Annotated in this window: 29 protein-coding genes; 21 read left to right on the top strand and 8 right to left on the bottom strand. The window is 71.0% G+C overall.

Going from position 1 to position 25733, the window contains the following annotated elements; translation table 11 throughout:
• Positions 1 to 20 precede the first annotated feature (20 nt).
• From ACZ3J7_RS23665 to ACZ3J7_RS23650, 4 genes are all read right to left on the bottom strand, one after another.
• The gene (locus tag ACZ3J7_RS23665) at positions 21 to 1136 is read right to left on the bottom strand and encodes an ADP-ribosylglycohydrolase family protein (protein ID WP_465624408.1); all 1116 of its coding nucleotides are present in this window, start codon (positions 1134 to 1136) and stop codon (positions 21 to 23) included.
• Between the two features lie 36 nt (positions 1137 to 1172).
• Positions 1173 to 2471, bottom strand: coding sequence for a DUF2786 domain-containing protein (locus tag ACZ3J7_RS23660; protein ID WP_465624406.1), 1299 nt, complete (start codon positions 2469 to 2471; stop codon positions 1173 to 1175).
• Between the two features lie 159 nt (positions 2472 to 2630).
• A complete protein-coding gene (locus ACZ3J7_RS23655; protein ID WP_465624404.1) occupies positions 2631 to 4319 on the bottom strand; it encodes a transporter in 1689 nt (562 codons plus the stop codon).
• Positions 4316 to 5098: an ABC transporter ATP-binding protein gene (locus ACZ3J7_RS23650; protein ID WP_465624402.1), complete on the bottom strand. Its 783-nt coding sequence runs from the start codon at positions 5096 to 5098 to the stop codon at positions 4316 to 4318. Before ACZ3J7_RS23650 ends, ACZ3J7_RS23655 begins: the two co-directional genes overlap by 4 nt.
• Before the next feature lie 253 nt (positions 5099 to 5351).
• Here ACZ3J7_RS23650 and ACZ3J7_RS23645 point away from each other — a divergent pair, with 253 nt between their 5' ends.
• The 5 genes from ACZ3J7_RS23645 (at position 5352) to tuf (ending at position 10654) form a co-directional block, all read left to right on the top strand.
• Positions 5352 to 5936 (top strand): DUF1707 and DUF4190 domain-containing protein, encoded by a 585-nt coding sequence (locus tag ACZ3J7_RS23645; protein ID WP_465624400.1) that lies wholly within the window; start codon positions 5352 to 5354, stop codon positions 5934 to 5936.
• Positions 5937 to 6265: 329 nt separating this feature from the next.
• Complete coding sequence (rpsL, locus tag ACZ3J7_RS23640; protein WP_014144289.1) at positions 6266 to 6637, top strand: 30S ribosomal protein S12; 372 nt, start codon at positions 6266 to 6268, stop codon at positions 6635 to 6637.
• Between the two features lie 2 nt (positions 6638 to 6639).
• Positions 6640 to 7110 carry a 30S ribosomal protein S7 gene (gene rpsG, locus ACZ3J7_RS23635; RefSeq protein WP_030457432.1) on the top strand — a complete coding sequence of 157 codons (471 nt, stop codon included), beginning with the start codon at positions 6640 to 6642 and terminating at the stop codon, positions 7108 to 7110.
• A gap of 39 nt (positions 7111 to 7149) precedes the next feature.
• On the top strand, positions 7150 to 9255 hold the full coding sequence (gene fusA / locus ACZ3J7_RS23630) for an elongation factor G (RefSeq protein ID WP_465624398.1): 2106 nt from the start codon (positions 7150 to 7152) through the stop codon (positions 9253 to 9255).
• A gap of 205 nt (positions 9256 to 9460) precedes the next feature.
• Positions 9461 to 10654: an elongation factor Tu gene (tuf, locus tag ACZ3J7_RS23625; protein WP_030457430.1), complete on the top strand. Its 1194-nt coding sequence runs from the start codon at positions 9461 to 9463 to the stop codon at positions 10652 to 10654.
• A gap of 161 nt (positions 10655 to 10815) precedes the next feature.
• Here the strand turns inward: tuf and ACZ3J7_RS23620 are convergent, their stop codons facing one another.
• The 4 genes from ACZ3J7_RS23620 to rfbA form a co-directional block, all read right to left on the bottom strand.
• Positions 10816 to 11781, bottom strand: coding sequence for an NAD-dependent epimerase/dehydratase family protein (locus ACZ3J7_RS23620; RefSeq protein ID WP_465624395.1), 966 nt, complete (start codon positions 11779 to 11781; stop codon positions 10816 to 10818).
• Between the two features lie 41 nt (positions 11782 to 11822).
• Positions 11823 to 12728 (bottom strand): glycosyltransferase family 2 protein, encoded by a 906-nt coding sequence (locus tag ACZ3J7_RS23615; RefSeq protein ID WP_465624393.1) that lies wholly within the window; start codon positions 12726 to 12728, stop codon positions 11823 to 11825.
• A 163-nt stretch (positions 12729 to 12891) separates the two neighbouring features.
• A complete protein-coding gene (rfbC, locus tag ACZ3J7_RS23610) occupies positions 12892 to 13491 on the bottom strand; it encodes a dTDP-4-dehydrorhamnose 3,5-epimerase (protein WP_465624391.1) in 600 nt (199 codons plus the stop codon).
• Positions 13488 to 14363, bottom strand: a complete 876-nt coding sequence (rfbA, locus tag ACZ3J7_RS23605; RefSeq protein ID WP_465624389.1) for a glucose-1-phosphate thymidylyltransferase RfbA — start codon at positions 14361 to 14363, stop codon at positions 13488 to 13490. Before rfbA ends, rfbC begins: the two co-directional genes overlap by 4 nt.
• Positions 14364 to 14446: 83 nt before the next feature.
• Between rfbA and rfbB the strand changes: the two genes are divergently transcribed.
• The 16 genes from rfbB (at position 14447) to rpsQ (ending at position 25670) form a co-directional block, all read left to right on the top strand.
• Positions 14447 to 15424 (top strand): dTDP-glucose 4,6-dehydratase, encoded by a 978-nt coding sequence (gene rfbB, locus ACZ3J7_RS23600; RefSeq protein ID WP_465624387.1) that lies wholly within the window; start codon positions 14447 to 14449, stop codon positions 15422 to 15424.
• 22 nt (positions 15425 to 15446) lie between these two features.
• Positions 15447 to 16787: an MATE family efflux transporter gene (locus ACZ3J7_RS23595; RefSeq protein WP_465624385.1), complete on the top strand. Its 1341-nt coding sequence runs from the start codon at positions 15447 to 15449 to the stop codon at positions 16785 to 16787.
• A gap of 79 nt (positions 16788 to 16866) precedes the next feature.
• Complete coding sequence (locus tag ACZ3J7_RS23590; RefSeq protein ID WP_465624383.1) at positions 16867 to 17268, top strand: DUF2304 family protein; 402 nt, start codon at positions 16867 to 16869, stop codon at positions 17266 to 17268.
• A complete protein-coding gene (locus ACZ3J7_RS23585) occupies positions 17265 to 18041 on the top strand; it encodes a glycosyltransferase family 2 protein (protein WP_465624381.1) in 777 nt (258 codons plus the stop codon). The genes ACZ3J7_RS23590 and ACZ3J7_RS23585 overlap by 4 nt, the downstream gene beginning before the upstream one ends.
• Positions 18042 to 18117: 76 nt before the next feature.
• The gene (locus ACZ3J7_RS23580; RefSeq protein WP_465624379.1) at positions 18118 to 19920 is read left to right on the top strand and encodes a hypothetical protein; all 1803 of its coding nucleotides are present in this window, start codon (positions 18118 to 18120) and stop codon (positions 19918 to 19920) included.
• A gap of 434 nt (positions 19921 to 20354) precedes the next feature.
• Complete coding sequence (gene rpsJ, locus ACZ3J7_RS23575; protein ID WP_012785157.1) at positions 20355 to 20663, top strand: 30S ribosomal protein S10; 309 nt, start codon at positions 20355 to 20357, stop codon at positions 20661 to 20663.
• A gap of 14 nt (positions 20664 to 20677) precedes the next feature.
• Positions 20678 to 21325 (top strand): 50S ribosomal protein L3, encoded by a 648-nt coding sequence (gene rplC / locus ACZ3J7_RS23570; protein WP_014136287.1) that lies wholly within the window; start codon positions 20678 to 20680, stop codon positions 21323 to 21325.
• 5 nt (positions 21326 to 21330) lie between these two features.
• Positions 21331 to 22008 carry a 50S ribosomal protein L4 gene (rplD, locus tag ACZ3J7_RS23565; RefSeq protein ID WP_014136286.1) on the top strand — a complete coding sequence of 226 codons (678 nt, stop codon included), beginning with the start codon at positions 21331 to 21333 and terminating at the stop codon, positions 22006 to 22008.
• Positions 22008 to 22325 (top strand): 50S ribosomal protein L23, encoded by a 318-nt coding sequence (gene rplW, locus ACZ3J7_RS23560; RefSeq protein ID WP_030457419.1) that lies wholly within the window; start codon positions 22008 to 22010, stop codon positions 22323 to 22325. Before rplD ends, rplW begins: the two co-directional genes overlap by 1 nt.
• A 46-nt stretch (positions 22326 to 22371) precedes the next feature.
• The gene (gene rplB, locus ACZ3J7_RS23555; protein WP_344552032.1) at positions 22372 to 23208 is read left to right on the top strand and encodes a 50S ribosomal protein L2; all 837 of its coding nucleotides are present in this window, start codon (positions 22372 to 22374) and stop codon (positions 23206 to 23208) included.
• 11 nt (positions 23209 to 23219) lie between these two features.
• The gene (gene rpsS / locus ACZ3J7_RS23550) at positions 23220 to 23501 is read left to right on the top strand and encodes a 30S ribosomal protein S19 (protein ID WP_014136283.1); all 282 of its coding nucleotides are present in this window, start codon (positions 23220 to 23222) and stop codon (positions 23499 to 23501) included.
• Between the two features lie 67 nt (positions 23502 to 23568).
• The gene (gene rplV / locus ACZ3J7_RS23545; RefSeq protein ID WP_014136282.1) at positions 23569 to 23916 is read left to right on the top strand and encodes a 50S ribosomal protein L22; all 348 of its coding nucleotides are present in this window, start codon (positions 23569 to 23571) and stop codon (positions 23914 to 23916) included.
• Positions 23916 to 24749 (top strand): 30S ribosomal protein S3, encoded by an 834-nt coding sequence (gene rpsC, locus ACZ3J7_RS23540; protein ID WP_400714206.1) that lies wholly within the window; start codon positions 23916 to 23918, stop codon positions 24747 to 24749. Before rplV ends, rpsC begins: the two co-directional genes overlap by 1 nt.
• Positions 24750 to 24754: 5 nt before the next feature.
• Complete coding sequence (rplP, locus tag ACZ3J7_RS23535; RefSeq protein WP_030457415.1) at positions 24755 to 25174, top strand: 50S ribosomal protein L16; 420 nt, start codon at positions 24755 to 24757, stop codon at positions 25172 to 25174.
• The gene (rpmC, locus tag ACZ3J7_RS23530; RefSeq protein WP_014136279.1) at positions 25174 to 25398 is read left to right on the top strand and encodes a 50S ribosomal protein L29; all 225 of its coding nucleotides are present in this window, start codon (positions 25174 to 25176) and stop codon (positions 25396 to 25398) included. The genes rplP and rpmC overlap by 1 nt, the downstream gene beginning before the upstream one ends.
• Complete coding sequence (gene rpsQ / locus ACZ3J7_RS23525; RefSeq protein WP_014136278.1) at positions 25398 to 25670, top strand: 30S ribosomal protein S17; 273 nt, start codon at positions 25398 to 25400, stop codon at positions 25668 to 25670. The genes rpmC and rpsQ overlap by 1 nt, the downstream gene beginning before the upstream one ends.
• Positions 25671 to 25733: the final 63 nt, after the last annotated feature.

Below are 25733 nucleotides of genomic sequence, written 5' to 3'. Positions count from 1 at the left end.
CCTGGACGCCCGCGCCCGGGTCAGTCGCGCCGGCGGAAGCGGGTGCGCCGGTCCGGGTCGTCCGGTGCGGGGGCGAGGACGGGGGCGGGTGCGGCACCGGCGGTGGCGGTGGGCTGCGGGTAGCGGGCGGCCAGGGTGGTGCGGTCGCCGTGGACGAAGGTGACCAGGTCGTCGGCGACCCGGAGGACGGTCTCGCGGCCCTCCACCAGGGCGCACCAGTCGGCGGGCAGGCCGGACAGGCCGTACAGCGCGCCGACCAGGTTGCCGCAGACCGCGCCGGTGGAGTCGCTGTCGCCGGAGTGGTTGACCGAGAGCACCAGGGCCGCGCGGGCGTCCGCCCCGGCCAGGGCCGCGTAGACGGCGACGGCCAGGCACTCCTCGGCGATCCAGCCGAGGCCGACCCGCTCGACCGCCTCCGCCGAGGCGGGCTCCGCCCCGGCGGTCCGGACCGCCCGGCGCAGCGCCCGCGCGGTCTCCAGGCCGGCGGGCTCGGCGTCGAGCCGGGCGAGCGTCGCGTCGAGGGCGGCGCGCAGCGGGGCGCCGGCGGTGATCCGGGCGACCAGTTCGGCGAGGGCGCCGGCCGCCAGGTAGCCGGTGGGGTGGCCGTGGGTGAGCTGGGCGGCGACCGCGGCCCGCCGGAAGGCGTCTCCGGGGGCGAGGCCGACCAGGCCGAACGGGGCCGAGCGCATCACCGTCCCGCAGCCCTTGGAGTGCGGGTTGACCGGGCCGTCCTGGCCGAACGGCGCGGCCGGCCGGTAGCTCCGCAGCACGCCGGTGACGCACGCGTTGCCCGGCGCCCGCGAGGCGTACAGGAACGGGTGCCCGGACAGCCAGCCGTCCGGGTCCCGGACCGGCCCGGGCAGGCGCTGGGTGTGGAACCAGCGCAGGTAGGCGGCGTGCAGGTCCTGCGGGGTGCCGCCGCGCAGCAGGCCCTCCGCGGTGAACAGGGTCATCTGCGTGTCGTCGGTGACCTGGCCGCCGCGCCCGGCGTCCGCCAGGTCGGTCAGGCCGTCCGGCCCGTACGCGGCCCGGATCCGGTCCAGGCGCTGGAACTCGACCGGCCAGCCCAGCGCGTCGCCCAGCGCCCCGCCGAGCAGGGCTCCCCGTACCCGGTCCGTGTGTCGCGCGAGATCCATCGGGCGTCCCCCCGCTCGGGGTGCCGCCGGGCCGGGTCAGCGCGCGATGCGCCCCGAGCCCCGGTGCAGGGAGGCGCGGTCGGCGGCGGCCCGGCCCTCGGCCCAGCCCTCGCCGTCGCTCACCCGCACCCGCTGCGACACCAGTTTGGGGAACATCTTGCCCACCGCGTCGTCGACGGCCTCCGCCCGGGCCGCCAGTACCGGCAGCAGGCCCCCGGCGGGGAGGAGCGGCGCGGCGCCCGGAGCGGTCCCGGCCCCGGCCCCGGCGTCGGCGTCGTGCGCGCGGCCCGCCGCGGCGTCCTCGGTGGCCCGCTCGGTGGCCTCCGCCAGCCGCTCCCGGATCCGGGCCGCGTACGCCACCAGGAAGGACTGCCGGAACGCCTTGGTGCGGGCCGCGCCGTCCTTGTGCTTCCGGCTGCCCGCCCGGTGCATCGCCGCCGTCGCCTGCACCAGCAGCGAGGTGTACAGCAGCTCCACCGCGTCCAGGTCGGCGTCGAAGCCGACCAGCGTGCAGAACCCGAACTCCTTCGCCCACACCACCCGGCACCGGTTCGCCGCCGCCACCGCGTCCAGCAGCATCGTCTTGGGGCCCTCGTACGGGTTGTCCACGCCGATCCGGACGGCCGCCGGATCGTCCGCCGAGCGGCCGCCGCCCGCCGCGAGCAGCGCCTCGTCGATCGAGTGCCGGGCCATCAGCTCCTGGGCCTTCGCGCTCAGCGCCTCCGCCTCGTCCGGGAACTCCGTCGACTCGGCCTTCGCCAGCAGCGCCCGGATCCGCCCCAGCATCCGCGGCTCGTCCGCGCGCGGGGCGCTCGCCCGGGGCGCCGACCCGCCCGGCGCCGGGCCCACCGGCTGCACCGGCGGCAGCAGCGACCAGGCCCGCAGCAGCTCCAGCGCCGCCGTGGCCAGCGCGAACCGGTCCAGCCGGTGCCGGGCCGCGAACTCCGACAGGTACGCCTCGTCGGACGGCCACCACGGCCGCGCGTCCAACTCCCGCAACTGCTCCAGCCAGCGCCGCTCCAACGACGCCGACGGGTACCGCCGGCCCTCCGCCGCGATCAGGTCCACCGCCAGCGCGACCTGCACCGGACCCAGCTCCCGCCGGGCCACCCGCACCAGGTCGGCCGGCTGCCACCCCGCCGCCCAGCACCGGCCCACCGCGCGCTCGGCCGCCCCGAGCAGCGCCCGGCTCACCGCCGGCCACCGCTCCGCCGACGCCGCCAGCAGCGAGGCTGCCCCGTCCACCACGAACTCCGACCCCCCGGCCGGCGCACCCGCCACCCGGGCCACCGCCTCCGCCACCAGCTCGTCCACGGGCTGATCGGTGCTGGCCACGGCGCTTCCTGCTTCCTGCGGGGGACGGGGGAGGGGACGCCCTCCATGATGCCGGAGCGCACCGCGGACCGGCGGCGCCCGCCGGGGGCCGGGGCCGCGCGGTCAGGCCCGGCGCGCGGTCAGGCCCGGCGCGCGGTCACGCCCGGCGCGCGGTCACGCCTAGCGCTCGACCACCCTGGCGAGGACCTCCGGCACCCGCCCGACCAGCCGGCCCGCCGCGACCCGGGCGCCGAGCAGGGCCAGGGCCGTCCCGTACAGGGCGCCGACCGGCAGCAGGGGCCAGGACGGGTGGTGGCCGAGGAGGGCGAAGGCGAGCAGCGCGCCGACCGGGAGGCAGAGCACCGCCGTGCCGAGCAGCGAGCCGAAGGCGTTGAGCATCACCGCGCCGTTCTGCCCGGGGGCCGCGTTGCGCATCGGGTTGCCGTCGGCGGGCAGCGCGAACGGCGCGAGCACGCTGAACAGGCAGCCGAGGCCGAGCCCGGTGCCGAGGGCGGCCAGCGCCAGGCCGAGGGCGGCGGCCAGGTCGTCCCAGTCGCCGGTCAGGGCGGCGGTCGGCGGGCCGAACAGCAGCAGCACCGGCACGGCGTACAGCGCGATCGCCAGCACCCGGCCGCGCAGCTCGTCCCGGGCGTCCCGGCGGGTGGCGAGGGTGGCGCCGACCATCCAGAACCCGGAGCCGTCGGCGCCGAACAGGTTGCCGGCCTGCAGGCCCAGCATCAGCCCGCCGACCGCCACCACGTACACCGAGCCCCAGCCCTGCACCACCGACAGCACCGCGATCACCGCCGTCATGCCGATGCCGGTGAACACCGCCGCCTTCGCCCGCGGCTCGCGCCAGGCGTACCGCAGCTGCCGCTGGGCGACCGTGCCCACCCGGCCCCCGGGCAGCAGCCGCCACCGGCGCTCGGCCCGGGCCGAGGCCGCCGGCGAACCCTCCAGCAGGGTCGAGGAGTCGCCGCTGACCATCAGCTCCCGCAGGCTGCGCAACCACCAGGCCAGCAGCCCGGCCAGCACCCCCGCGGTGAGCAGCAGCTGCCCGGCGGCGAGCGCGTACGCGCCCTCCCCGGCCGAGCGCACCGCGTCCAGCGCGGCGACCGGCGGGATCCACCGCACCACCGAGGCGTACGGGTGCAGCACCGACAGGTCGACGCCCGGCTGCGAGCCGTTCAGCGAACTCTGCAGGCCGAGGTTGCCCGCCTGCGCCAGCAGCGCGAACAGCAGGCCGCCGAAGATCGCCAGGTCCTTGCCGCGCCGACTGGACAGCATCCGGGCGTTGGCCGCCCCGACCGCCCGGATCAGCGCGACCAGCACCAGCAGCACCAGCGGCACCGCGAGCACCGCCACCGCCGCCGAGGCCGCGCCCCGGCCGGCCGCCACCGCGCCGCCGGTCAGCAGCAGCACGTTGACCAGCGGGCCCGGCCCGACCAGCCCGCCCAGCAGGCTGCCGCGCAGCAGCGCGGACGGCCGCAGCGGCAGCATGGTCAGCCGGGTCGGGTCGGCGCTCTCGTCGCTGGAGAAGAAGAACAGCGGCATCGCCGCCCAGCACACCGTCAGCCCCGCCACCAGCACCGCGGCCGCGTCGGCCGCCCCGGCCCGGCCGTGCAGCGCGGCCAGGCCGAGCGCGCCGGACAGGCCGACCAGCAGCCCGGCGGCCACCCCGGCCACGTACCCGACGGCCAGTCCCCGGCTGCGCCGCAGCCCGTTCCGGAGCAGCCGCAGCTTCAGCGCGACCAGCGCCCGGACGGCCGCCCGATCGGCGGCGGCGGTCGCGGCGGCAGCGGCGGCGGGGCCGGCGGGGCCGGCGGGGCCGGGACCGGGGTCGGGGGAGCGGGGAACGACGGCGCTCACCGGTGGCCCCCGCCCAGCCAGTCGAGGGCCGGGCCGTCGTCCGTCCGGACGCCGACCAGCCCGAGGAACGCCTGGTGCAGCGAACGGGTGCCGCGCACCTCGTCGATCGGTCCGGCGGCGACCACCCGGCCGGCGTTCACCACGGCGACCCAGTCGCACAGCGACTCGACCAGCTCCATCACGTGGCTGGAGAACACCACGGTCGAGCCGGAGGCGGCGTAGCGGGTCAGCACCGAGCGGATGGTCTGCGCGGAGACCGGGTCGACGCCCTCGAACGGCTCGTCCAGGAACAGCACGTCGGGGTTGTGCAGCAGCGCGGCGGCCAGGCCGATCTTCTTGCGCATGCCGGTGGAGTAGTCGGCGACCAGCTTGTCGGCGGCGCCGGTCAGGTCCAGCACGGCCAGCAGCTCCTCGGCCCGCCGGTCGGTCTCCGCGCCGGCCAGGCCGCGCAACCGGCCGTTGAAGCGCAGCAGTTCGCGTCCGCTGAGCCGCTCGAACATCCGCAGGCCCTCCGGCAGGATGCCGATCCGGGCCTTCACCGCGACCGGGTCCCGCCAGACGTCCGCGCCGTGCACCAGCACCGTCCCGCGGTCCGGCCGGAGCAGTCCGGTGACCATCGACAGCGTGGTGGTCTTGCCGGCGCCGTTCGGCCCGACCAGGCCGATGAACGACCCGGCGGGCAGGTCCAGGCTCAGTCCGGCGACGGCGGTCTGCGCGCCGAAGCGCTTCCACAGGTCGCGGATCGAGACGGCGGGCGGCGGCGGGCTGGTCGCCTCCATGGCGGGTGGCCTCCAGGTCGGGTGCGGTTCGGGACGGTCCGGACCGTTCGGGGACGGTTCGGGGGCGGACGGCGGGGCGTTGGGGCGGTGCCGAGTGCTCCGACCGCGACCATATGATCGTTTCCCCCCACCCGGACATCCCCCGTTCGGCGGTGCGCCACGCATTGCCCGCCGGGTCCGGCAACTACCCGCCCCCGCCGTTCGTCCTGCATGCTGGAGGCACGCGCAGCACGGGGAAGGGGAGGTGGCCGCGGTGGCAGGTCAATGGGGGCCGCCGGCGCCGTACGGGCAGCAGCCCTGGCAGCCGGCGCCGACGCCGCAGTCCGCGATGCGGGCCGCCAACACCGACCGCGAGCGCACCATCGACGTGCTCAAGGCCGCCTACGCCGAGGGCCGGCTGACCGCCCCCGAGTACGAGCAGCGGATGTCGGCCGCGCACCAGGCCGCCACCTACGGGCAGTTGGCCGCGCTGGTGGCCGACCTGCCGGCCGGGCCGATGGTGCAGCCGCTCGCCCCGGCCGCCCCGGCCGTCGCGGTGCCGGTGGTGCCGGTGGTGCCGCACACCTTCCTCCCGCCCTACCCGCCCCCGCCGCCGGCCGCCCGGCAGAACGGCCTGGCGGTGGCGTCGCTGACCCTCGGCTGCCTGACCATGGTCACCGCCGGCCTCACCGGGCTGCCCGCCGTGATCACCGGCCACATGGCCCGGAACCGGATCCGGGCCACCGGCGAGTCCGGCGACAGCCTGGCGGTGGTGGGCCTGGCGCTGGGCTGGTTCTCGGTGGCCGGCTGGACGCTGCTCGCCCTGCTCATGGTGCTCGCGGGGATCTCGGGGAGCTGAGCCGCGCCCCGCGGCGGCCCGATCCCGTGCCCGGCCCGGCGGCGTGCCCGGCCGGGCGCGCTCCATTTGTTTTGACCGCCGCCTGTGCGCTAGGTACGCTCTGACCTTGTGCCTGGGGTGTGCCCGGGTCCTTGTGCGTGCCAGCAGATCGGCCGCCGCGGCGGAGACTCCACCCGCTCGGTGTGTGCCGTAGCCGCAGCGCAGCTCATGGGATTCCGCGATTCTTCCCCCGAAGAAGGCCCAACACGCCCGACCGCGTGGGTCGGAGGGTGTGGGCCACACCGCAGGTTAGTTCCACCAAGCCTTGGCACACAGAAAACGGAGAAACGGTGCCTACGATCCAGCAGCTGGTCCGAAAGGGCCGGCAGGACAAGGTCGAGAAGAACAAGACGCCCGCACTGAAGGGTTCGCCCCAGCGTCGCGGCGTCTGCACGCGTGTGTACACGACCACCCCGAAGAAGCCGAACTCGGCTCTCCGCAAGGTCGCCCGTGTGCGCCTCACCAGCGGGATCGAGGTCACCGCTTACATTCCGGGCGAGGGCCACAACCTGCAGGAGCACTCCATCGTGCTGGTCCGCGGTGGCCGTGTGAAGGACCTTCCTGGTGTCCGCTACAAGATCATCCGCGGTTCGCTCGACACCCAGGGTGTCAAGAACCGCAAGCAGGCTCGCAGCCGCTACGGCGCCAAGAAGGAGAAGTAAGAATGCCTCGTAAGGGCCCCGCCCCGAAGCGCCCGGTCATCATCGACCCGGTCTACGGCTCCCCGCTGGTGACCTCGCTGGTCAACAAGATCCTGCTGCACGGCAAGCGCTCCACCGCCGAGCGGATCGTCTACGGCGCCCTCGAGGGCGTCCGCGAGAAGACCGGCGCCGACCCGGTGGTCGCGCTCAAGCGCGCCCTGGAGAACGTCAAGCCGACCCTCGAGGTCAAGTCCCGCCGCGTCGGTGGCGCCACCTACCAGGTGCCGGTCGAGGTCCGTCCGGGCCGCGCCAACACCCTGGCGCTGCGCTGGCTGGTCGGTTACTCCCGCGCCCGTCGCGAGAAGACCATGACCGAGCGTCTGCTCAACGAGATCCTCGACGCCAGCAACGGCCTGGGCGCTTCCGTGAAGCGTCGCGAGGACACCCACAAGATGGCCGAGTCCAACAAGGCCTTCGCGCACTACCGCTGGTAGTCCGAACCCCGTCACTAGACAGAGAGAGAACGAGCCACCATGGCTGCAACCTCCCTTGACCTCGCCAAGGTCCGCAACATCGGGATCATGGCGCACATCGACGCGGGCAAGACCACCACCACCGAGCGGATCCTGTTCTACACCGGTGTCTCGTACAAGATCGGTGAGGTCCACGACGGCGCTGCCACGATGGACTGGATGGAGCAGGAGCAGGAGCGCGGCATCACCATCACGTCGGCCGCGACGACCTGTCACTGGACCCTCGACGGCGTCGACAACACCATCAACATCATCGACACCCCGGGCCACGTCGACTTCACCGTCGAGGTGGAGCGCTCGCTGCGCGTGCTCGACGGTGGCGTGACGGTGTTCGACGGCGTCGCCGGTGTCGAGCCCCAGTCCGAGACCGTGTGGCGGCAGGCTGACCGCTACGGCGTCCCGCGCATCTGCTTCATCAACAAGCTGGACCGCACGGGCGCCAACTTCTTCTTCTGCGTGCAGACCATCGTGGACCGCCTCGGCGCCACCCCGCTGGTCATGCAGCTGCCGATCGGTGCCGAGGCCGACTTCACCGGCGTCGTCGACCTGGTGAAGATGAAGGCCCTGGTCTACTCGGCCGACGCGCCCAAGGGCGAGATGTACGACACCGTCGACATCCCGGCCGACCTCGCCGAGCAGGCCGCGGAGTACCGCGAGGCCCTGATCGACACCGTGTCGAACGTCAGCGACGAGGTGATGGAGCTCGCCCTGGAGGGCGAGGACATCCCCGAGGAGCTGCTGGTCGCCGCGATCCGCAAGGGCACGCTGAACTCGGACTTCACCCCGATCTTCTGCGGCTCGGCCTTCAAGAACAAGGGCGTCCAGCCCCTGCTCGACGCGGTTGTGAAGTACCTGCCGTCGCCCCTCGACATCGAGGGCATCGAGGGCACCAAGCCGAACAACCCCGACGAGAAGATCGTCCGCCAGGCCTCGGACGACGAGCCGCTCGCCGCGCTCGCGTTCAAGATCATGTCGGACCCGCACCTGGGCAAGCTCACCTTCGTCCGCGTGTACTCCGGCCGCCTGGAGTCCGGCACCTCGGTGCTGAACTCCGTCAAGGGCAAGAAGGAGCGCATCGGCAAGATCTACCGCATGCACGCGAACAAGCGTGAGGAGATCGACTCGGTGGGCGCCGGCGACATCATCGCCGTCATGGGCCTCAAGCAGACCACCACCGGTGAGACGCTGTCCGACGAGAAGCAGCCGGTCATCCTGGAGTCCATGGACTTCCCGGCCCCGGTCATCCGCGTCGCGATCGAGCCCAAGTCCAAGGGCGACCAGGAGAAGCTGGGTGTCGCCATCCAGCGCCTGGCCGAGGAGGACCCGTCCTTCCAGGTCAACACCGACGAGGAGACCGGCCAGACGATCATCGCCGGCATGGGCGAGCTGCACCTCGAGGTGCTGGTCGACCGCATGCGCCGCGAGTTCAAGGTCGAGGCCAACGTCGGCAAGCCGCAGGTGGCGTACCGCGAGACGATCCGCAAGGCCGTCGAGCGCATCGACTACACGCACAAGAAGCAGACCGGTGGTTCCGGCCAGTTCGCGAAGATCCAGATCGCGATCGAGCCGCTGGAGTCCGGCGAGGGCTACGAGTTCGTGAACAAGGTCACCGGTGGCCGCGTTCCGAAGGAGTACATCCCCTCGGTCGACGCCGGTTGCCAGGAGGCCATGGAGTTCGGCGTGCTCGCCGGCTACCCGCTCCAGGGCGTCCGCGTCAGCCTGCTCGACGGCGCGTCGCACGACGTCGACTCGTCCGAGCTGGCGTTCAAGATCGCCGGTTCCATGGCGTTCAAGGAAGGTGCCAAGAAGGCGTCGCCGGCTCTGCTCGAGCCGATGATGGCCGTCGAGGTCACCACCCCCGAGGACTACATGGGCGACGTGATCGGCGACATCAACTCCCGCCGTGGCCAGATCCGGGCCATGGAGGAGCGTCACGGTGCCCGCGTCGTCAAGGCGCTGGTGCCGCTCTCCGAGATGTTCGGCTACGTCGGTGACCTGCGCAGCAAGACCTCTGGTCGCGCGAGCTACTCGATGCAGTTCGACTCGTACGCCGAGGTTCCGCGGAACGTGGCGGACGACATCATCGCCAAGGCCAAGGGCGAGTGACGTCCCGGTAATCGGGATGAATCAGACCCTTTAGGCTAGAAGGAGGGCACCCGGACGCAACCCGTCCGGGTTCCGCCCGGGAGCCCTCCGGCACCCCCACCCGCGGGACGGCTACGGGGCGCGACACCAGCGCCCCGTTACCAAAAACCCGATCCAGACCAACTGACGTCGTACGGCGTACAGAACTGTCCTCAGGAGGACTGCAGTGGCGAAGGCGAAGTTCGAGCGGACGAAGCCCCACGTCAACATCGGCACCATCGGTCACATCGACCACGGTAAGACCACGCTGACCGCGGCCATCACCAAGGTGCTGCACGACGCGTACCCGGACATCAACCCCTTCACGCCGTTCGACCAGATCGACAAGGCGCCGGAGGAGCGTCAGCGCGGTATCACCATCTCCATCGCGCACGTCGAGTACCAGACCGAGGCGCGTCACTACGCCCACGTCGACTGCCCGGGTCACGCGGACTACATCAAGAACATGATCACCGGTGCGGCCCAGATGGACGGTGCGATCCTCGTCGTCGCCGCCACCGACGGCCCGATGCCGCAGACCAAGGAGCACGTCCTCCTGGCCCGCCAGGTCGGCGTCCCCTACATCGTCGTCGCCCTGAACAAGGCCGACATGGTGGACGACGAGGAGATCCTGGAGCTCGTCGAGCTCGAGGTCCGCGAGCTCCTCTCCGAGTACGAGTTCCCGGGCGACGACCTGCCGGTCGTCCGTGTCTCGGCGCTGAAGGCGCTCGAGGGCGACAAGGAGTGGGGCGAGAAGCTCCTCGGCCTGATGCACGCCGTCGACGAGGCCATCCCGACCCCGGCCCGCCTCACCGACCAGCCGTTCCTGATGCCGATCGAGGACGTCTTCACGATCACCGGTCGTGGCACCGTCGTCACCGGCCGCATCGAGCGCGGCATCCTCAAGGTCAACGAGACCGTCGACATCATCGGCATCAAGACCACCAAGACCACCACCACGGTCACCGGTATCGAGATGTTCCGCAAGCTGCTCGACGAGGGCCAGGCCGGTGAGAACGTCGGTCTGCTGCTCCGCGGCATCAAGCGCGAGGACGTCGAGCGCGGCCAGGTCATCATCAAGCCGGGTTCGGTCACCCCGCACACCGACTTCGAGGCCCAGGCCTACATCCTGTCGAAGGACGAGGGTGGCCGTCACACCCCCTTCTTCAACAACTACCGTCCGCAGTTCTACTTCCGCACCACCGACGTGACCGGCGTCGTGACCCTCCCCGAGGGCACCGAGATGGTCATGCCGGGCGACAACACCGCCATGACCGTCGCGCTGATCCAGCCCGTCGCCATGGAGGAGGGCCTCAAGTTCGCCATCCGTGAGGGTGGCCGCACCGTCGGCGCCGGCCAGGTCACCAAGATCGTCAAGTAATGTGACGATCTGACCCCTGGTCAGCGGGGAGCCCCCGGTGGACGCGCGTCGTCCGCCGGGGGCTCCTCCCTTTCCCGGGCCGCGCGGCACCGGGGAAAGGGGTCGGCCCCGGGAACCTCCTGGTTCCCGGGGCCGACCCCTTCCGCGCACCCGCCGTCAGGTCACTGCACGGGGGTGCTGTACTGCTCCTCCGGCGCGTTCACCTTGGCCAGCCACATCGCCTCGACGGCGGCGCGGATGGTGCGCTTGGGCTCCCAGCCGAGTTCCGCGCGGGCGATCGAGATGTCCATCTGCTGCCACTCGGTCTCCGGGCCGCCGTCGCCGGGCGCCGGCACCTCGGTGATCTCCACCGGCACGCCGCTGACCTCGATCAGCGCCTCGACGGCGGCGCGGGCGGTGGTCGCCTCGCCGGTGCCGATGTGGATCAGCGGGCTGCTGGTCGGCCGGGCGGCGGCGACGATCGCGTCCGCGGTGTCCTCGATGTTGATGAAGTCCCGCTTGGCGGCCAGCGGCTGCAGCGACAGCCGCGCGGTCTCGCCGGCCTGCCGGGCCGCGTCCAGCTGGTTGGTGATGACGCCCAGCAGGCTGTTGTTGGCCTGGCCCGCGCCGAGCGAGTGCGCCAGGCGCAGCACCACGCCGTCCACGGTGCCGGCCTCGACGGCCTTCACCACCAGCTCGGTGGCGACCAGCTTGAGCCGGCCGTACGGGTTGACCGGGTTGACCGGGCCGTCCTCCCGCTGGCTGACGCCGACCGGGGCCAGGCCGGCCTCGTGCACGCTGCCGAGGTGGATCAGCCGGGCCGGGACGGCCATCGCGGGGATCGCCTGCAGCAGCTGCTCGACCAGCCCCACGTAGGTGACCTGCATCTGCTCCTCGGACAGGCCCCACGGGCTGCCCGCCGCGTTGACCACCAGCGAGACGCCCTCGCGGTCGAGGAACCCGGTGATCTCCGCCACCGGGGCGGAGCTCGGGTCGAGCCGGACGAAACGGCCGGCCGTCGGCACGGCGGGCTCGCTGCGGGCCACGCTGAGCACGTCGTAGCCCTGCGCGACGAACGCGGAGCACAGCACCCGCCCGAGGGTGCCGGTGCCACCGAGGACGGCGACGGTCTTGCGGGCTTCGGTCATGCGGATCGCTCCGATCGAGGGGTGGGTGCGGGGTGCGGCGTTCAGCGGTCCTGGCTCGTGCCGCGGGTGGCCGCGTACTTGATGAGGGTCTTGGCGCCGCCGCGCTCGCCGGCCTTCAGCGCCTCCGGCACCAGGGTCAGCGCGTGCAGGCGGGAGGAGGTGTGCCGGCGGGAGGCCTTCGCGGCCCGCGGCCAGCCGAGCGCGTCCAGCTCGTCGGCGACCTTCACGAAGTAGCGGCGGGCCTCGACGAAGCGGGTGCCGTCCAGCGCGGTGCGCGAGGAGGCGCTGGAGGAGTGGCGCCGGTACTGGAAGCAGAGGGTGTCGTCGAGCACCATCGTGCCGCCGTCCATCAGCAGGTCGATGACCAGGGCGAGGTCCTGGATGATCTCCGCGTCGTCGCGGAAGCCGAACGAGCGGACCTTGTCGGTGCGCCAGACCAGCGAGGGGAAGTACAGCCAGTTGCCGCGCAGCAGGCTGGCGGCCAGCTCCTCGCCGTCCATCAGCTTGCGGCCGGAGAACTTCGGCGCGTACAGCCGGCGCTTGGCCTCGTCGACCATGGTGGTGGAGACCTGGCCGTCGCTGTCGATCACCTCGACGCCGGGCTGCACCAGGGTGGCGCCCGGGTGGGCGGCCAGTGCGGCCCGGACGGTCCCGACGTAGTTCGGCAGCATGATGTCGTCCGGGCCCATCATGACCGCGTACTCGTGCTCGATCAGGCCCAGGCACTTGCGGTAGTTGGCGGTGATGCCGAGGTTGACCTCGTTGCGCAGGTAGGTGACCCGGTCGTCGCCCAGCCCCGCGAACCACTCCGGCACGCCGGGCTCCTTGCCGTCGTCGACGACGGTCAGCCGCCAGGCGGGGTCCTCCTGCGCGAGGATGCTGCGCACCGTGGTCTGCAGCAGGGAGACGTCGCCGTAGTACGGCAGCAAGATATCCAGCGTGGTCATGAGGAGGCGCATCCGGTGCTCGTAGGGCCGCCCTGGGAAAGACGGATCCGGCCGCGTCATCATACCGAGGCCCCGGAGGGCCGATCGCCCGTTCGAAACGCGGGGGCCCGCCCCGGTGGCGGCCGGGACGGGCCCTGGTGCACGGATGCGCGGAGGGTGCGGATCAGGCGCTGCGGAGGCTCGCGTAGAACTCCTGGCAGGCCGCGTAGTCGGGCAGCAGGCCGGACGCCTGGGCCTCGGCGAGCGAGGGGGCGGCCTTGTCGCGGTCGGAGAAGACCGGCGCCTCGGCCGGCCACTCGATGGCGAGGTCCGGGTCGAGCGGGTTGATCGCGTGCTCGGCGGTCGGGTTGAAGGTCTCGGAGCAGATGTACGACAGCGTCGCGTCGTCGCTCAGCGCGCAGAAGCCGTGGCCCAGGCCCTCGGAGATGTAGACCGCGCGGCGGTCGACGTCGTCCAGCCGGACGCCCTCCCACCGGCCGAAGGTGGGGGAGCCCACCCGGAGGTCGACGATCACGTCGAGCACGGCGCCGCGCACGCAGGTCACGTACTTGGCCTGGCTCGGCGGCACGTCGGCGAAGTGGATGCCGCGCACCACGCCCCGGGCGGACACCGAGAGGTTGCCCTGGGCCAGTCGCAGCGGGTGGCCGACGGCCTCCGCGAGGCGGTCGAAGCGGTACCACTCCATGAACAGCCCGCGGGAGTCGCCGTGCTGCGGGGAGGTCACCTCGAAGGCGCCCGAGATGCCCAGTTCGCGGATCTTCATCGACCGTTCTCCTCTTCCAGAAGCCCAAGCAGGTAGTCACCGTAGCCGCTCTTGCGCAGCGGCTCGGCCAGCGCCCGCAGCCGGGCGTCGTCGATCAGGCCGGCCCGCCAGGCGGTCTCCTCGACGCAGCCGATCTTGAAGCCCTGCCGCTCCTCGATGACCCGGACGAACTCGGAGGCCTGCACCATCGAGACGAAGGTGCCGGTGTCCAGCCAGGCGGTGCCCCGGTCGAGGATGGTGACCTGGAGCTCGCCGCGCCGCAGGTACGCGTCGTTGACCGCGGTGATCTCCAACTCGCCGCGGGCGCTCGGCCGCAGGTTCTCGGCGATCTTCACGACCTGGTTGTCGTAGAAGTAGAGGCCCGGCACCGCGTAGCGCGACTTCGGGGTCTCGGGCTTCTCCTCGATCGAGGTGACCTTGCCGTCCGCGTCGAACTCGACCACGCCGTACGCGGTCGGGTCGGCCACCGGGTAGGCGAAGACCCGGCCGCCGACCGGCTCGGTGTGCTGCGCGAGCCGGGTGCCCAGGCCGCTGCCGTGGAAGATGTTGTCGCCCAGGATCAGGGCCACCGACTGGTCGCCGATGAAGTCCGCCGCCAGCACGAAGGCCTGGGCGATCCCCTCGGGGCGCTCCTGCACCTTGTACTCCAGGCGCAGGCCGAGGTGGGACCCGTCGCCCAGCAGGCGCTGGAACTGCTCCTGGTCCTGGGGAGTGGTGATGATCATGATCTCGCTGATGCCCGCCATCACCAGGGTGGAGAGCGGGTAGTAGATCATCGGCTTGTCGAAGACCGGGAGGAGCTGTTTGGAGACGGCCTGTGTCAAGGGCCACAGTCGCGAGCCGGTGCCGCCGGCCAGGAGGATTCCACGCATGCCCGCAGCTTAGTGCGCGCCCGGAACGGGGGACACCGGCCCCGGAGGGAGGCGCCCCCCACGGCCTGTAGGATCCTGGCACTATGCGCATCCTCGTCACCGGCGGCGCCGGGTTCATCGGTTCGGAGTTCGTCCGTCAGCTGCTCGGTGCTGACGAAACGGCTCGCATCACGGTCTTCGACAAGCTGACCTACTCGGGCGTCGAGGCCAACCTCGCTCCGGTGGCCGCCCACCCCGGGTACGCCTTCGTCCGCGGCGACATCTGCGACCCCGAGGCCGTCGACCAGGTCATGCCCGGTCACGACGTGGTGGTCCACTTCGCCGCCGAGTCGCACGTCGACCGCTCGATCGCCGGCGCCGGCCCGTTCGTGCTGACCAACGTGGTCGGCACCCAGGTGCTGCTCGACGCGGCCCGCAAGCACGGCGTGGCCCGCTTCGTCCACGTCTCCACCGACGAGGTCTACGGCTCCATCGACGAGGGCTCCTGGACCGAGGAGTGGCCGCTCGCGCCGAACTCCCCGTACTCCGCCTCCAAGGCGGGCTCGGACCTGCTCGCGCTGGCCTACCACCGCACCCACGGCATGGACGTGGTGGTCACCCGCTGCTCCAACAACTACGGGCACTACCAGTTCCCGGAGAAGGTCATCCCGCTGTTCACCACGAACCTGCTGGACGGCAAGAAGGTCCCGCTGTACGGCAGCGGCGGCAACATCCGCGACTGGCTGCACGTCTCCGACCACTGCCGCGGCATCGAGCTGGCCATGCGCAAGGGCCGGGCCGGCGAGGTCTACAACATCGGCGGCGGCACCGAGCTGACCAACAAGGAGCTCACCGAACTGCTGCTGCAGGCGGCCGGCGCGGACTGGTCCTCGGTCGAGCCGGTCGCCGACCGCAAGGGCCACGACCTGCGCTACTCGCTGGACATCGGCAAGATCAGCGAGGAGCTCGGCTACGCCCCGCAGGTCGCCTTCGAGGAGGGCCTCGCCGCCACCATCGCCTGGTACCGCGACAACCGCGCCTGGTGGGAGCCGCTCAAGGCCCGCACCGGTCTCCCGAGCTGAGTCCGGGGAAGGCCTCGAACCCGTGAGCAATCCGATCGGCAAGGTGTTCAGCGCCCTGCCCCCCGGCGTCCGCCTGGTCGCCGGGGGCACCGTGGTCCTCGGTGCCTCCTCGTACATCTACCTCGCCCTGGCCGGCTACAGCCTGGACAAGAGCCAGATGGCGGGGATCTCGGTGCTGTGGACCGTGGTCATGTCCGTCGGCTACGGCCTCTTCACCCCGGTCGAGCTGGAGCTCAACCGGCTGGTGTCCACCCGCGACGCGGTCGGCCTGGGCCCGCTGCCGACCTTCCGCCGGGTGCTGCTGTTCACCGGCGCCGTGCTGGCCGTGGTGCTCGCGGTGATCGCCGCCGCCGCCCGCCCGATCGCCGACGCGCTGTTCTCCGGCAACATCGGCCTGGTCGTCGGCCTGGGCGGCGCGATGATCGGCCTCGCCGTCAGCTCCGCGGTCCGCGGCGTGCTGGCCGGCCTCGGCCGCTTCAAGCCGTACGGCCGCCAGCTCGCCGTCGACGGCGGCCTGCGGATCCTGCTGGCCGCGCTGCTCCCGCTGTTCGGCCTGCACTCGGCCCTGGCGTTCAGCCTGATCCTGGTGGTCGCGCCGTTCGCCGCCTCGCTGATCGGCCTGCGCGGCGTGTTCGCCGACCGCCGCAGCGGCCCGCCGCCGAGCTGGGCCGGCGTGGTGCGCGGGGTCGGCATGCTCACCGGTTCGACCCTGCTGTCCCAGCTGATGGTCAACGCCGCCGTGGTCAGCGTGAAGCTCCTCACGCCGGACGACAACGACCTGGTCTCCGCGCTGCTGAACGCCGTGGTGCTGGCCCGGGTACCGTTGTTCGCGTACGCCGCGATCCAGGCCTCGCTGGTCTCGGCGCTCTCCGGGGCCGCCGCGGTCGGCGACCACGCGGAATTCCGCCGCACGCTCACCCGTACGGGCGCGATCGTGGCCGGGATGTGCGGAGTGGCCGGCGTCCCGGCGGTGCTGTTCGGACCGGAGCTGATCGGACTGGCCTTCAACGCGGCCCCGGTGCTGGACCGCACCGACTTCCTCCTGCTGGTCACGGGGACGCTCTTCTTCATGCTCGCCACCGTCTTCGGCCAAGCCCTGCTGTCGGTCGACCGGCACCTTCAGCAGCTCTTCTCCTGGCTGGCCGGCACTGTTGTCCTGGCGGTGGTGACGCTGTTGCCCGGTCAGGCGGAGCTGCGGGCAGAATTCGGCTACCTGGCTGGTGCTGCGGTCAGCGCGGCTGGCATGCTTTGGTCGCTGATTCGTTCGCTCTCCCACGGGCAGCGCCGAGCCGCCGTGCACGCCGCCGACGAACGGCACCCTGCACCGGCAGTACCCGGTACCTCGGACCGCTACACGCGGTAGGTGCGAGGCGTTTTCTCGACATGGCGGAGCACGTGTCGGTGATCGCCGTCCCCGCCGTCACTGAAAGGCGAATCTTGTCGTGCGACTAACGATCATCACCTCGATCACCGGCGTGCTGATGCTGTTGTACATCCTCGAAATGCTGAGGCGTCAGCAGCTGCGGGAGAAGTACGCGGTGATCTGGTTGGCCATCGGCGTCGCGGTGGCCCCGCTCGGCTTCTTCCCGGCCCTGCTGGACTCCACCGCCAGCCGCCTCGGCATCGCCTCCGGTGTCAGCCTGGTCCTCTTCCTGGGCTTCGTCCTGGTCCTGATGGTCTGCCTGCACCTCAGCTGGGAGGCCAGCCGCCTGGAGGCCGAGACCCGCAGCCTGGCCGAGGAGGTGGCGCTGCTGCGCTCCCACCTGGTCCAGCACCACGGCTACCCGGCCGGCAAGCAGAACACGGCGACGGCGACCACCGACGGCTCCGAGGTGTACTCATGATCGACGGCAAGCGCGTCCTCATCATCCTGCCCGCCTGGAACGAGCAGGACGGCCTCCCCGGGGTGCTGAAGGAGATCCGCACGGTCCTGCCCGGTGCCGACACCCTGGTGGTGGACGACGGCTCCACCGACCGCACCGCCGCCGTCGCCACCGAGTACGGCTCGCCGGTCGCCCAGCTCCCGTACAACCTCGGGGTCGGCGGCGCGATGCGCCTGGGCTACCGCTACGCGCACCTGCACGGCTACGACGTCGCCATCCAGATCGACTCCGACGGCCAGCACGACCCGTCGTACGTCCCGGTGATGCTGGAGAAGCTCAAGGAAGCCGACCTGGTGATCGGCGCCCGCTTCGCCGGCCAGGGCAACTACACCGTGCGCGGCCCGCGCAAGTGGGCGATGGGCCTGCTGTCCGTGGTGCTGTCCCGGATCACCCGCACCAAGCTCACCGACACCACCTCCGGCTTCCGCGCCTCGAACAAGCAGCTGATCGAGTTCTTCGCGCACTGGTACCCGGTCGAGTACCTCGGCGACACCATCGAGAGCATGGTCGGCGCGGCCCGCTGCGGCTTCGTGATCCGCCAGGTCCCGGTCTCCATGCGCGAGCGGACCACCGGCACCCCCAGCGCCTCCCCGGTCAAGGCCACCGTCTACCTGGCCCGGGCCGGCCTGGTGCTGCTGCTCGCGATGATCCGCCGGATGCCCAAGCACCTCAAGGCGATCGCCCCGGGCCGCAAGACCCGCAAGACGCGCAACCGGCTCGCCGGCCAGCACTGAGCCCAGGGCGGAACCGAGGGCCCGGCGGACGGGAGGCCCGTCCGCCGCGCGCTGCCCCATAGAGAAATGACGAGTCATGACTGAAGTGGCCCCCGGCACGGGAGTCGACCGAGAAGACCCGCCGCAGCCGGACGGGGCACCGCTGTGGTGGCGGTCCCGCTGGGCCGTCGCCGCCGTGCTGGCCCTCAGCTACGTGGGGCACGTGTTCTTCCGGCTCTGGCTGGACCGCGGGCAGGACTACCCCGTCGTCCTGCCCGACGAGCCGATGTACCTGGTCATCGCCCGGACGCTGGCCGGGCTGCAGCCCACCGAGATCCCCGGCGACGAGGTCATCCCCGGCGGCTACCCGCTGCTGATCTCGCCCGCGCTGTGGATCACCCACGACCCGGTGCGCGCCTACCAGTTGATGATGGTCATCAACGCCCTGCTCAGCTGCCTGGTGCTGCCGCTCGCGTTCTGGGCGCTGCGCCGGCTGGGCCTGCCCCGGGTGCTCTCCTACGTCTTCGCCACCGGCGCCGTGCTGCTCCCGCCGGCCGTCTTCTACTCGCAGTACGCGATGGCCGACACCCCGCTGCCCGCGCTGGTGCTGGCCTGGCTGATCGGCATCCACGGGCTGATGAGCGAGGGCGCCGTCCGCCGCCGCCTCCTGTTCGGCCTGATGGGCGGCCTGTCCGGCGGCTACATGATGCTGGTCCACGACCGCGGTGGCGTGGTCGTGGCGGTGACCGGCGTGGTCCTGGTGGCCGCCCTGGTCTTCCGCTGGGCGCCGCGGATCGCCACCGCCACCGCGCTGGGCGGCATCGTGGTGATGTTCGTCGCGAAGACGCTGATGACCAGCTACGTCGTGGCGCACATACCGAACACCCACCCCAGCGCGGTCGGCAACGCGGTGTTCGACTCGCTGACCAAGCCCGACCTGATGCACCGCACGCTGCTGCGCACCGTCGGCCACCTCTGGTACTTCGTCACCTGCACCTGGGGCCTGGGCATGCTGGTCGCGGTGGCCTGCGCGGTGGTGGTCTTCCGCCGCAGCCAGCCGGTGGCGAACCGGGTGGTCGCCTTCCTGATGGTCGCCCTGCTGTTCGGCGTGGCCCTCGCCGCCGCCGCCGGCCTGCCCAACGACCACCGCATCGACACCATCGTCTACGCCCGCTACCTGTCGCTGCTGGTGCCGGTGTACTTCGTGGTGGCCGCGGCGCTGCTCTACCACCTGCCCTGGAAGAAGCTGCTCTACCTGGGCGCGGCCAGCGCCGCGCTGGTCCTGCTGCACACCGAGGTGCTGCTGCTGCTGGCGAACGGCGAGTTCCGGCGCTCCAAGTTCATCCTCTGGACGCTCCCGGACGCGACCTTCCTCAACACCCTGACCGGCGGCGAGTGGAGCGGCTTCCACGCCTGGCGGACGGCCGGCACGGCGGTGCTGGTGCTGCTGCTGGTGGTCGGCGTCCGGCTGCTGGCCAAGGCCGGCCCGCGGGTGGCACTGGTCACCGGACTGGTCGGCGTGCTGCTGGCGGGCTTCGCCGGCTACGCCACCACGCGGATCACCGACTCGGTGGTCCACCCGAACACCGCCTGGCGCTCGGGCGACGCGACCGGCTGGATGAACGAGGCGCAGGTCACGCCCAAGGAGAAGCTGGCGATGGACTGGAGCTTCCGCTGGGAGGTCCGGATGACCATGCCGTTCATGCTCCTCGACGGCCGGACCTGGACCCGCGACCTGGTCACCGGCAAGGACCAGGTGCCCGCCGAGGCGACCGCCGTGGTGACGGCGCAGTGGGACAAGGACAAGAAGCCCGAGGAGAGTTGGCCCGCCGCTCCGAAGGGCTGGCACGTGGCGGTCTCCAAGCCGGAGAGCGGCTTCGTGCTCTGGCGCCGGGACTGATCCGACCGCCCGACCGGCCCCCGGCCCCCCGACCGCGCGAGCGGTCGGGGGGCCGATTGGCGTATCGGCTCCGTCCTGTGGCAGGATGTCCGGGTTGCTCGGTTGAGTACCGATGCTGCGCGCCTCCCGCCGGGAGGACCGGAAGCGAGTCCCATGTACTCGTCGTTCCCGTGAATGGCCGTTCATGTGCCCACGTGCTGTGTGTGGGTGCAGTGGTGTGTAAGCGACACCGCGGCAGCTGCGGGGCGAAAGTACGGGAATCTTCCGGGAAGCGTGTGCGGGGTACCGACCCGGCCCACCTCAGCTCCCCAGCAGTTCGAAACCGACGAGATGGTTCGCCGGTTTTTTGCAAGCGCGAGTGCGACACGCCCGAGCGCGGGGGTCGGAGGAGGGGTCGTGCAGCAACGGACGACACAAAGGACTACGAAGTAGCCATGGCGGGACAGAAGATCCGCATCCGGCTCAAGGCCTACGACCACGAGGTCATCGACTCCTCGGCGAAGAAGATCGTCGAGACGGTGATCAGGACTGGTGCGCAGGTCGCGGGCCCGGTGCCGCTGCCCACTGAGAAGAACGTTTACTGCGTCATCCGCTCGCCGCACAAGTACAAGGACTCGCGCGAGCACTTCGAGATGCGCACTCACAAGCGTCTGATCGACATCCTCGACCCCACGCCGAAGACGGTTGACTCGCTGATGCGTCTCGACCTGCCGGCCGGCGTCGACATCGAGATCAAGCTCTGAGAGGCGCACCGAAGATGGCTAAGCAGATTAAGGGCATCCTGGGCGAGAAGCTCGGCATGACCCAGGTCTGGGACGAGAACAACCGGGTCGTCCCGGTGACCGTCGTCAAGGCCGGGCCGAATGTCGTGACCCAGGTCCACACCGCCGACAGCCCGGCCGGCTACGACGCCGTCCAGATCGGCTTCGGCGAGATCGACCCCCGCAAGGTGAACAAGCCCCTCCAGGGCCACTTCGCCAAGGCCGGTGTCACCCCCCGCCGCCACCTGGTCGAGCTCCGTACCGCGGACGCGTCCGAGTACACCCTGGGCCAGGAGATCACCGCCGAGCTGTTCGAGGCGGGTGTCAAGGTCGACGTGACCGGCACCTCCAAGGGCAAGGGCTTCGCCGGTGTCATGAAGCGTCACAACTTCAAGGGCCTCGGCGCCGGTCACGGCACCCAGCGCAAGCACCGTTCGCCCGGCTCCATCGGTGGCTGCGCCACCCCGGGTCGTGTGTTCAAGGGCATGCGCATGGCGGGTCGGATGGGTCACGAGCGCGTGACCACCCAGAACCTGACCGTGCACGCGGTCGACGCGGAGAAGGGTCTGCTGCTCATCAAGGGCGCGATCCCGGGTCCGAACGGCGGCCTCGTCCTCGTCCGCACCGCGGCGAAGGGGCTGTGAAGGATATGAGCACCATTGACATCCTGTCGCCGGCCGGCGACAAGGCCGGCAGCCTCGAGCTGCCCGCCGAGATCTTCGACGCCAAGGTCAGCGTTCCGCTGATGCACCAGGTCGTCGTGGCGCAGCTCGCCGCGGCTCGCCAGGGCACCCACAAGGTCAAGCGTCGTGGTGAGGTCCGCGGTGGCGGCAAGAAGCCGTACCGCCAGAAGGGCACCGGTCGCGCCCGCCAGGGCTCGACCCGCGCGCCGCAGTTCGCCGGTGGTGGCGTCGTGCACGGTCCCGTGCCGCGTGACTACTCGCAGCGGACCCCGAAGAAGATGATCGCCGCCGCCCTGCGCAGCGCGCTCACCGACCGGGCCCGCCACGAGCGCATCCACGTCGTGACCGGCGTGACCGCGACCGAGGCTCCGTCGACCAAGGCCGCCAAGGTCCTGTTCGGCAAGATCTCCGAGCGCAAGAACCTCCTCCTGGTGGTCGAGCGCGAGGACGAGCTGGGCATCCTGTCCGCTCGCAACCTGCCGAACGTGCACATCCTGGACGCCGGCCAGCTGAACACCTACGACGTGCTCGTCTCCGACGATGTGGTCTTCACCCAGGCCGCCTTCGAGCGTTTCGTGGCCGGTCCGGCCGCGTCCGCCAAGGCCGTTGCCGCTGAGGGCGAGCTCGAAGGGACTGCCGCCTGATGAGCGAGATCACCTCCAAGACGTTCACGGACCCCCGTGACGTCCTGATCAAGCCGGTTATCTCCGAGAAGAGCTACTCGCTCCTCGACGAGAACAAGTACACGTTCGTCGTGGCTCCCGGTGCCAACAAGACCCAGATCAAGCAGGCCGTCGAGTCGGTCTTCTCGGTCAAGGTCGAGGCCGTGAACACGCTGAACCGCCAGGGCAAGCGCAAGCGCTCCCGCACCGGTTTCGGCAAGCGCAAGGACACCAAGCGCGCGATCGTGACGCTGGCCGAGGGCAACCGCATCGACATCTTCGGTGGTCCGGTCGCCTGACCCTCGGGGTCAGGGACTGCGATCGTCGTAAAGGACGAGGACAGAAATGGGTATCCGCAAGTACAAGCCGACTACGCCGGGCCGCCGCGGCTCCAGCGTGGCCGACTTCGTCGAAATCACGCGGTCCACGCCGGAGAAGTCGCTGGTTCGCCCCCTGCACAGCAAGGGCGGCCGTAACAACGCCGGTCGTATCACCGCTCGCCACCAGGGTGGTGGCCACAAGCGTGCCTACCGCGTGATCGACTTCCGTCGTCACGACAAGGACGGCGTGCCGGCCAAGGTCGCTCACATCGAGTACGACCCGAACCGCACCGCGCGCATCGCGCTCCTGCACTACGCGGACGGCGAGAAGCGCTACATCATCGCCCCCCGCGGCATCGCGCAGGGTGACCGGGTCGAGAACGGCGCTGGCGCCGACATCAAGCCCGGCAACAACCTGCCGCTCCGCAACATCCCGGTCGGTACCACCATCCACGCGGTGGAGCTCCGTCCCGGCGGTGGCGCCAAGCTGGCCCGTTCCGCGGGTTCCGGCATTCAGCTGCTCGCCCGTGAGGGTCGCATGGCGCACCTGCGCATGCCCTCCGGTGAGATCCGCCTGGTCGACGCGCGCTGCCGCGCCACCGTCGGCGAGGTCGGCAACGCCGAGCAGTCGAACATCAACTGGGGCAAGGCCGGCCGTATGCGCTGGAAGGGCGTCCGCCCGACCGTGCGTGGTGTGGCCATGAACCCGATCGACCACCCGCACGGTGGTGGTGAGGGTAAGACCTCCGGTGGTCGCCACCCGGTCTCGCCGTGGGGCAAGCCCGAGGGCCGGACCCGTCGCCCGAACAAGGCGTCGGACTCCCTCATCGTGCGCCGCCGCAAGACCAACAAGAAGCGCTAGGAGCAGGTCAGATGCCGCGCAGTCTCAAGAAGGGCCCCTTCATCGACGACCACCTTCAGAAGAAGGTGGACGTGCAGAACGAGGCGGGCACGCAGAACGTCATCAAGACCTGGTCCCGTCGTTCCGTGATCTCCCCGGCCATGCTGGGCCACACGATCGCGGTTCACGATGGCCGCAAGCACGTCCCGGTGTTCGTCACCGAGTCGATGGTCGGCCACAAGCTCGGCGAGTTCGCTCCCACGCGCACCTTCAAGGGGCACGTGAAGGAAGACCGCAAGTCGAAGCGTCGCTAATCGCGATTTGCTCCGCGAGCTGTAGCGCCAGAACGACAAAGTGACTTACTCCATTAAGGGGACAACCATGGAAGCCAGGGCCCAGGCGCGGTACATCCGCGTCACGCCCATGAAGGCCCGCCGCGTGGTGGACCTCATCCGTGGCCTGCCGGCCACGGAGGCCCAGGCGGTCCTGCGTTTCGCTCCGCAGGCCGCCACCGTGCCGGTCGGCAAGGTGCTCAACAGCGCCATCGCCAACGCCGCGCACAACTACAACCACTCCAACGTGGACGACCTCTACATCTCCGAGGCGTACGTTGACGAGGGTCCGACCCTGAAGCGGTTCCGTCCGCGCGCCCAGGGCCGTGCCTACCGGATCCGCAAGCGGACCAGCCACATCACCGTGGTCGTCAGCAGCAAGGAAGGGACCCGGTAATGGGCCAGAAGGTTAACCCGCACGGGTTCCGCCTCGGCATCAGCACGGACTTCAAGTCCCGCTGGTACGCCGACAAGCTGTACAAGGACTACGTCAAGGAAGACGTCGCCATCCGGCGTCTCATGACGAAGGGCATGGAGCGCGCCGGCATCTCCAAGGTCGAGATCGAGCGCACCCGTGACCGCGTCCGCGTGGACATCCACACCGCCCGTCCGGGCATCGTGATCGGCCGCCGCGGCGCGGAGGCCGACAAGATCCGGGGCAACCTGGAGAAGCTGACCGGCAAGCAGGTCCAGCTGAACATCCTCGAGGTCAAGAACCCCGAGCTGGACGCCCAGCTCGTGGCTCAGGGCGTCGCGGAGCAGCTGTCCTCCCGCGTCTCCTTCCGTCGCGCCATGCGCAAGAGCATGCAGTCGACCATGAAGGCCGGCGCCAAGGGCATCAAGGTCCAGTGCTCCGGTCGTCTCGGCGGCGCCGAGATGAGCCGTTCGGAGTTCTACCGCGAGGGCCGTGTGCCGCTGCACACCCTGCGCGCGAACGTCGACTACGGCTTCTTCGAGGCCAAGACCACCTTCGGCCGCATCGGCGTGAAGGTCTGGATCTACAAGGGCGACGTCAAGAACATCGCCGAGGTCCGCGCTGAGAACGCCGCCGCCCGCTCCGGCAACCGCCCGGCCCGTCCCGAGGGCGGTCGTCCCGCCCGCGGTGGCGAGCGCGGTGGCCGTGGTGGCGAGCGCGGTGGCCGCGGCCGTCGTCCCGCCGCTGCCGAGGCCCAGGCCCCGGCTGCCGTCGAGGCTCCGGCTGCTGCCGAGAACACCGGAACGGAGGCCTGACCGCAATGCTGATCCCCCGTCGGGTCAAGCACCGCAAGCAGCACCACCCGAAGCGCCGCGGCGCGGCCAAGGGTGGCACCGAGCTGGCGTTCGGCCAGTTCGGCATCCAGGCCGTGACCCCGGCCTACGTGACGAACCGCCAGATCGAGTCCGCTCGTATCGCGATCACCCGTCACATCCGTCGTGGCGGCAAGGTCTGGATCAACATCTACCCGGACCGCCCGCTCACCAAGAAGCCGGCCGAGACCCGCATGGGTTCCGGTAAGGGTTCGCCGGAGTGGTGGATCGCGAACGTGCACCCGGGTCGGGTCATGTTCGAACTGTCGTACCCGAACGAGAAGATTGCTCGCGAGGCGCTCACCCGTGCCGCGCACAAGCTTCCGATGAAGTGCCGGATCGTTCGGCGCGAGGACGGTGAGAGCTGATGTCGGCCGCTACCAAGGCTGCTGAGCTTCGCGAACTGGACAACGAGGGTCTCGTTGCCAAGCTCCGTGAGGCCAAGGAGGAGCTGTTCAACCTCCGCTTCCAGGCGGCGACCGGGCAGCTCGACAACCACGGACGGCTCCGGCTGGTCCGTAAGGACATCGCGCGGATCTACACCCTGATGCGCGAGCGCGAGCTGGGCATCGAGACGGTGGAGAACGCCTGATGACTGAGAACACCAACGAGACGCGCGGTTTCCGCAAGACCCGTGAGGGTCTCGTCGTCAGCGACAAGATGGACAAGACCGTCGTCGTCGCCGTCGAGGACCGCGTCAAGCACGCGCTGTACGGCAAGGTCATCCGCCGTACCAACAAGCTGAAGGCGCACGACGAGCAGAACGCGTGCGGTGTCGGCGACCGTGTCCTCCTGATGGAGACCCGGCCGCTGTCCGCGACGAAGCGCTGGCGCGTCGTCGAGATCCTCGAGAAGGCCAAGTAACAAGGTTGTTCGCGGTACGGCCGTATGTGCACCAGGTCCCCAGGGGCGCGGGTGTGAGCAGCG

This window comes from Kitasatospora sp. NPDC015121, from assembly GCF_055562955.1.
This window is presented reverse-complemented; position numbering and strand designations above follow the sequence as displayed.

What these genes read in the sequence shown, in the direction of transcription:
- ACZ3J7_RS23665 (WP_465624408.1), bottom strand. Translation starts at nt 1,136, where the DNA reads ATGGATCTCGCGCGACACACGGACCGGGTACGGGGAGCCCTGCTCGGC.
- ACZ3J7_RS23650 (WP_465624402.1), bottom strand. Translation starts at nt 5,098, where the DNA reads ATGGAGGCGACCAGCCCGCCGCCGCCCGCCGTCTCGATCCGCGACCTG.
- rpsG (WP_030457432.1), top strand. Translation starts at nt 6,640, where the DNA reads ATGCCTCGTAAGGGCCCCGCCCCGAAGCGCCCGGTCATCATCGACCCG.
- fusA (WP_465624398.1), top strand. Translation starts at nt 7,150, where the DNA reads ATGGCTGCAACCTCCCTTGACCTCGCCAAGGTCCGCAACATCGGGATC.
- ACZ3J7_RS23620 (WP_465624395.1), bottom strand. Translation starts at nt 11,781, where the DNA reads ATGACCGAAGCCCGCAAGACCGTCGCCGTCCTCGGTGGCACCGGCACC.
- ACZ3J7_RS23615 (WP_465624393.1), bottom strand. Translation starts at nt 12,728, where the DNA reads ATGACCACGCTGGATATCTTGCTGCCGTACTACGGCGACGTCTCCCTG.
- rfbC (WP_465624391.1), bottom strand. Translation starts at nt 13,491, where the DNA reads ATGAAGATCCGCGAACTGGGCATCTCGGGCGCCTTCGAGGTGACCTCC.
- rfbA (WP_465624389.1), bottom strand. Translation starts at nt 14,363, where the DNA reads ATGCGTGGAATCCTCCTGGCCGGCGGCACCGGCTCGCGACTGTGGCCC.
- rfbB (WP_465624387.1), top strand. Translation starts at nt 14,447, where the DNA reads ATGCGCATCCTCGTCACCGGCGGCGCCGGGTTCATCGGTTCGGAGTTC.
- ACZ3J7_RS23585 (WP_465624381.1), top strand. Translation starts at nt 17,265, where the DNA reads ATGATCGACGGCAAGCGCGTCCTCATCATCCTGCCCGCCTGGAACGAG.
- ACZ3J7_RS23580 (WP_465624379.1), top strand. Translation starts at nt 18,118, where the DNA reads ATGACTGAAGTGGCCCCCGGCACGGGAGTCGACCGAGAAGACCCGCCG.
- rpsJ (WP_012785157.1), top strand. Translation starts at nt 20,355, where the DNA reads ATGGCGGGACAGAAGATCCGCATCCGGCTCAAGGCCTACGACCACGAG.
- rplC (WP_014136287.1), top strand. Translation starts at nt 20,678, where the DNA reads ATGGCTAAGCAGATTAAGGGCATCCTGGGCGAGAAGCTCGGCATGACC.
- rplD (WP_014136286.1), top strand. Translation starts at nt 21,331, where the DNA reads ATGAGCACCATTGACATCCTGTCGCCGGCCGGCGACAAGGCCGGCAGC.
- rplW (WP_030457419.1), top strand. Translation starts at nt 22,008, where the DNA reads ATGAGCGAGATCACCTCCAAGACGTTCACGGACCCCCGTGACGTCCTG.
- rplB (WP_344552032.1), top strand. Translation starts at nt 22,372, where the DNA reads ATGGGTATCCGCAAGTACAAGCCGACTACGCCGGGCCGCCGCGGCTCC.
- rpsS (WP_014136283.1), top strand. Translation starts at nt 23,220, where the DNA reads ATGCCGCGCAGTCTCAAGAAGGGCCCCTTCATCGACGACCACCTTCAG.
- rplV (WP_014136282.1), top strand. Translation starts at nt 23,569, where the DNA reads ATGGAAGCCAGGGCCCAGGCGCGGTACATCCGCGTCACGCCCATGAAG.
- rpsC (WP_400714206.1), top strand. Translation starts at nt 23,916, where the DNA reads ATGGGCCAGAAGGTTAACCCGCACGGGTTCCGCCTCGGCATCAGCACG.
- rplP (WP_030457415.1), top strand. Translation starts at nt 24,755, where the DNA reads ATGCTGATCCCCCGTCGGGTCAAGCACCGCAAGCAGCACCACCCGAAG.
- rpmC (WP_014136279.1), top strand. Translation starts at nt 25,174, where the DNA reads ATGTCGGCCGCTACCAAGGCTGCTGAGCTTCGCGAACTGGACAACGAG.
- rpsQ (WP_014136278.1), top strand. Translation starts at nt 25,398, where the DNA reads ATGACTGAGAACACCAACGAGACGCGCGGTTTCCGCAAGACCCGTGAG.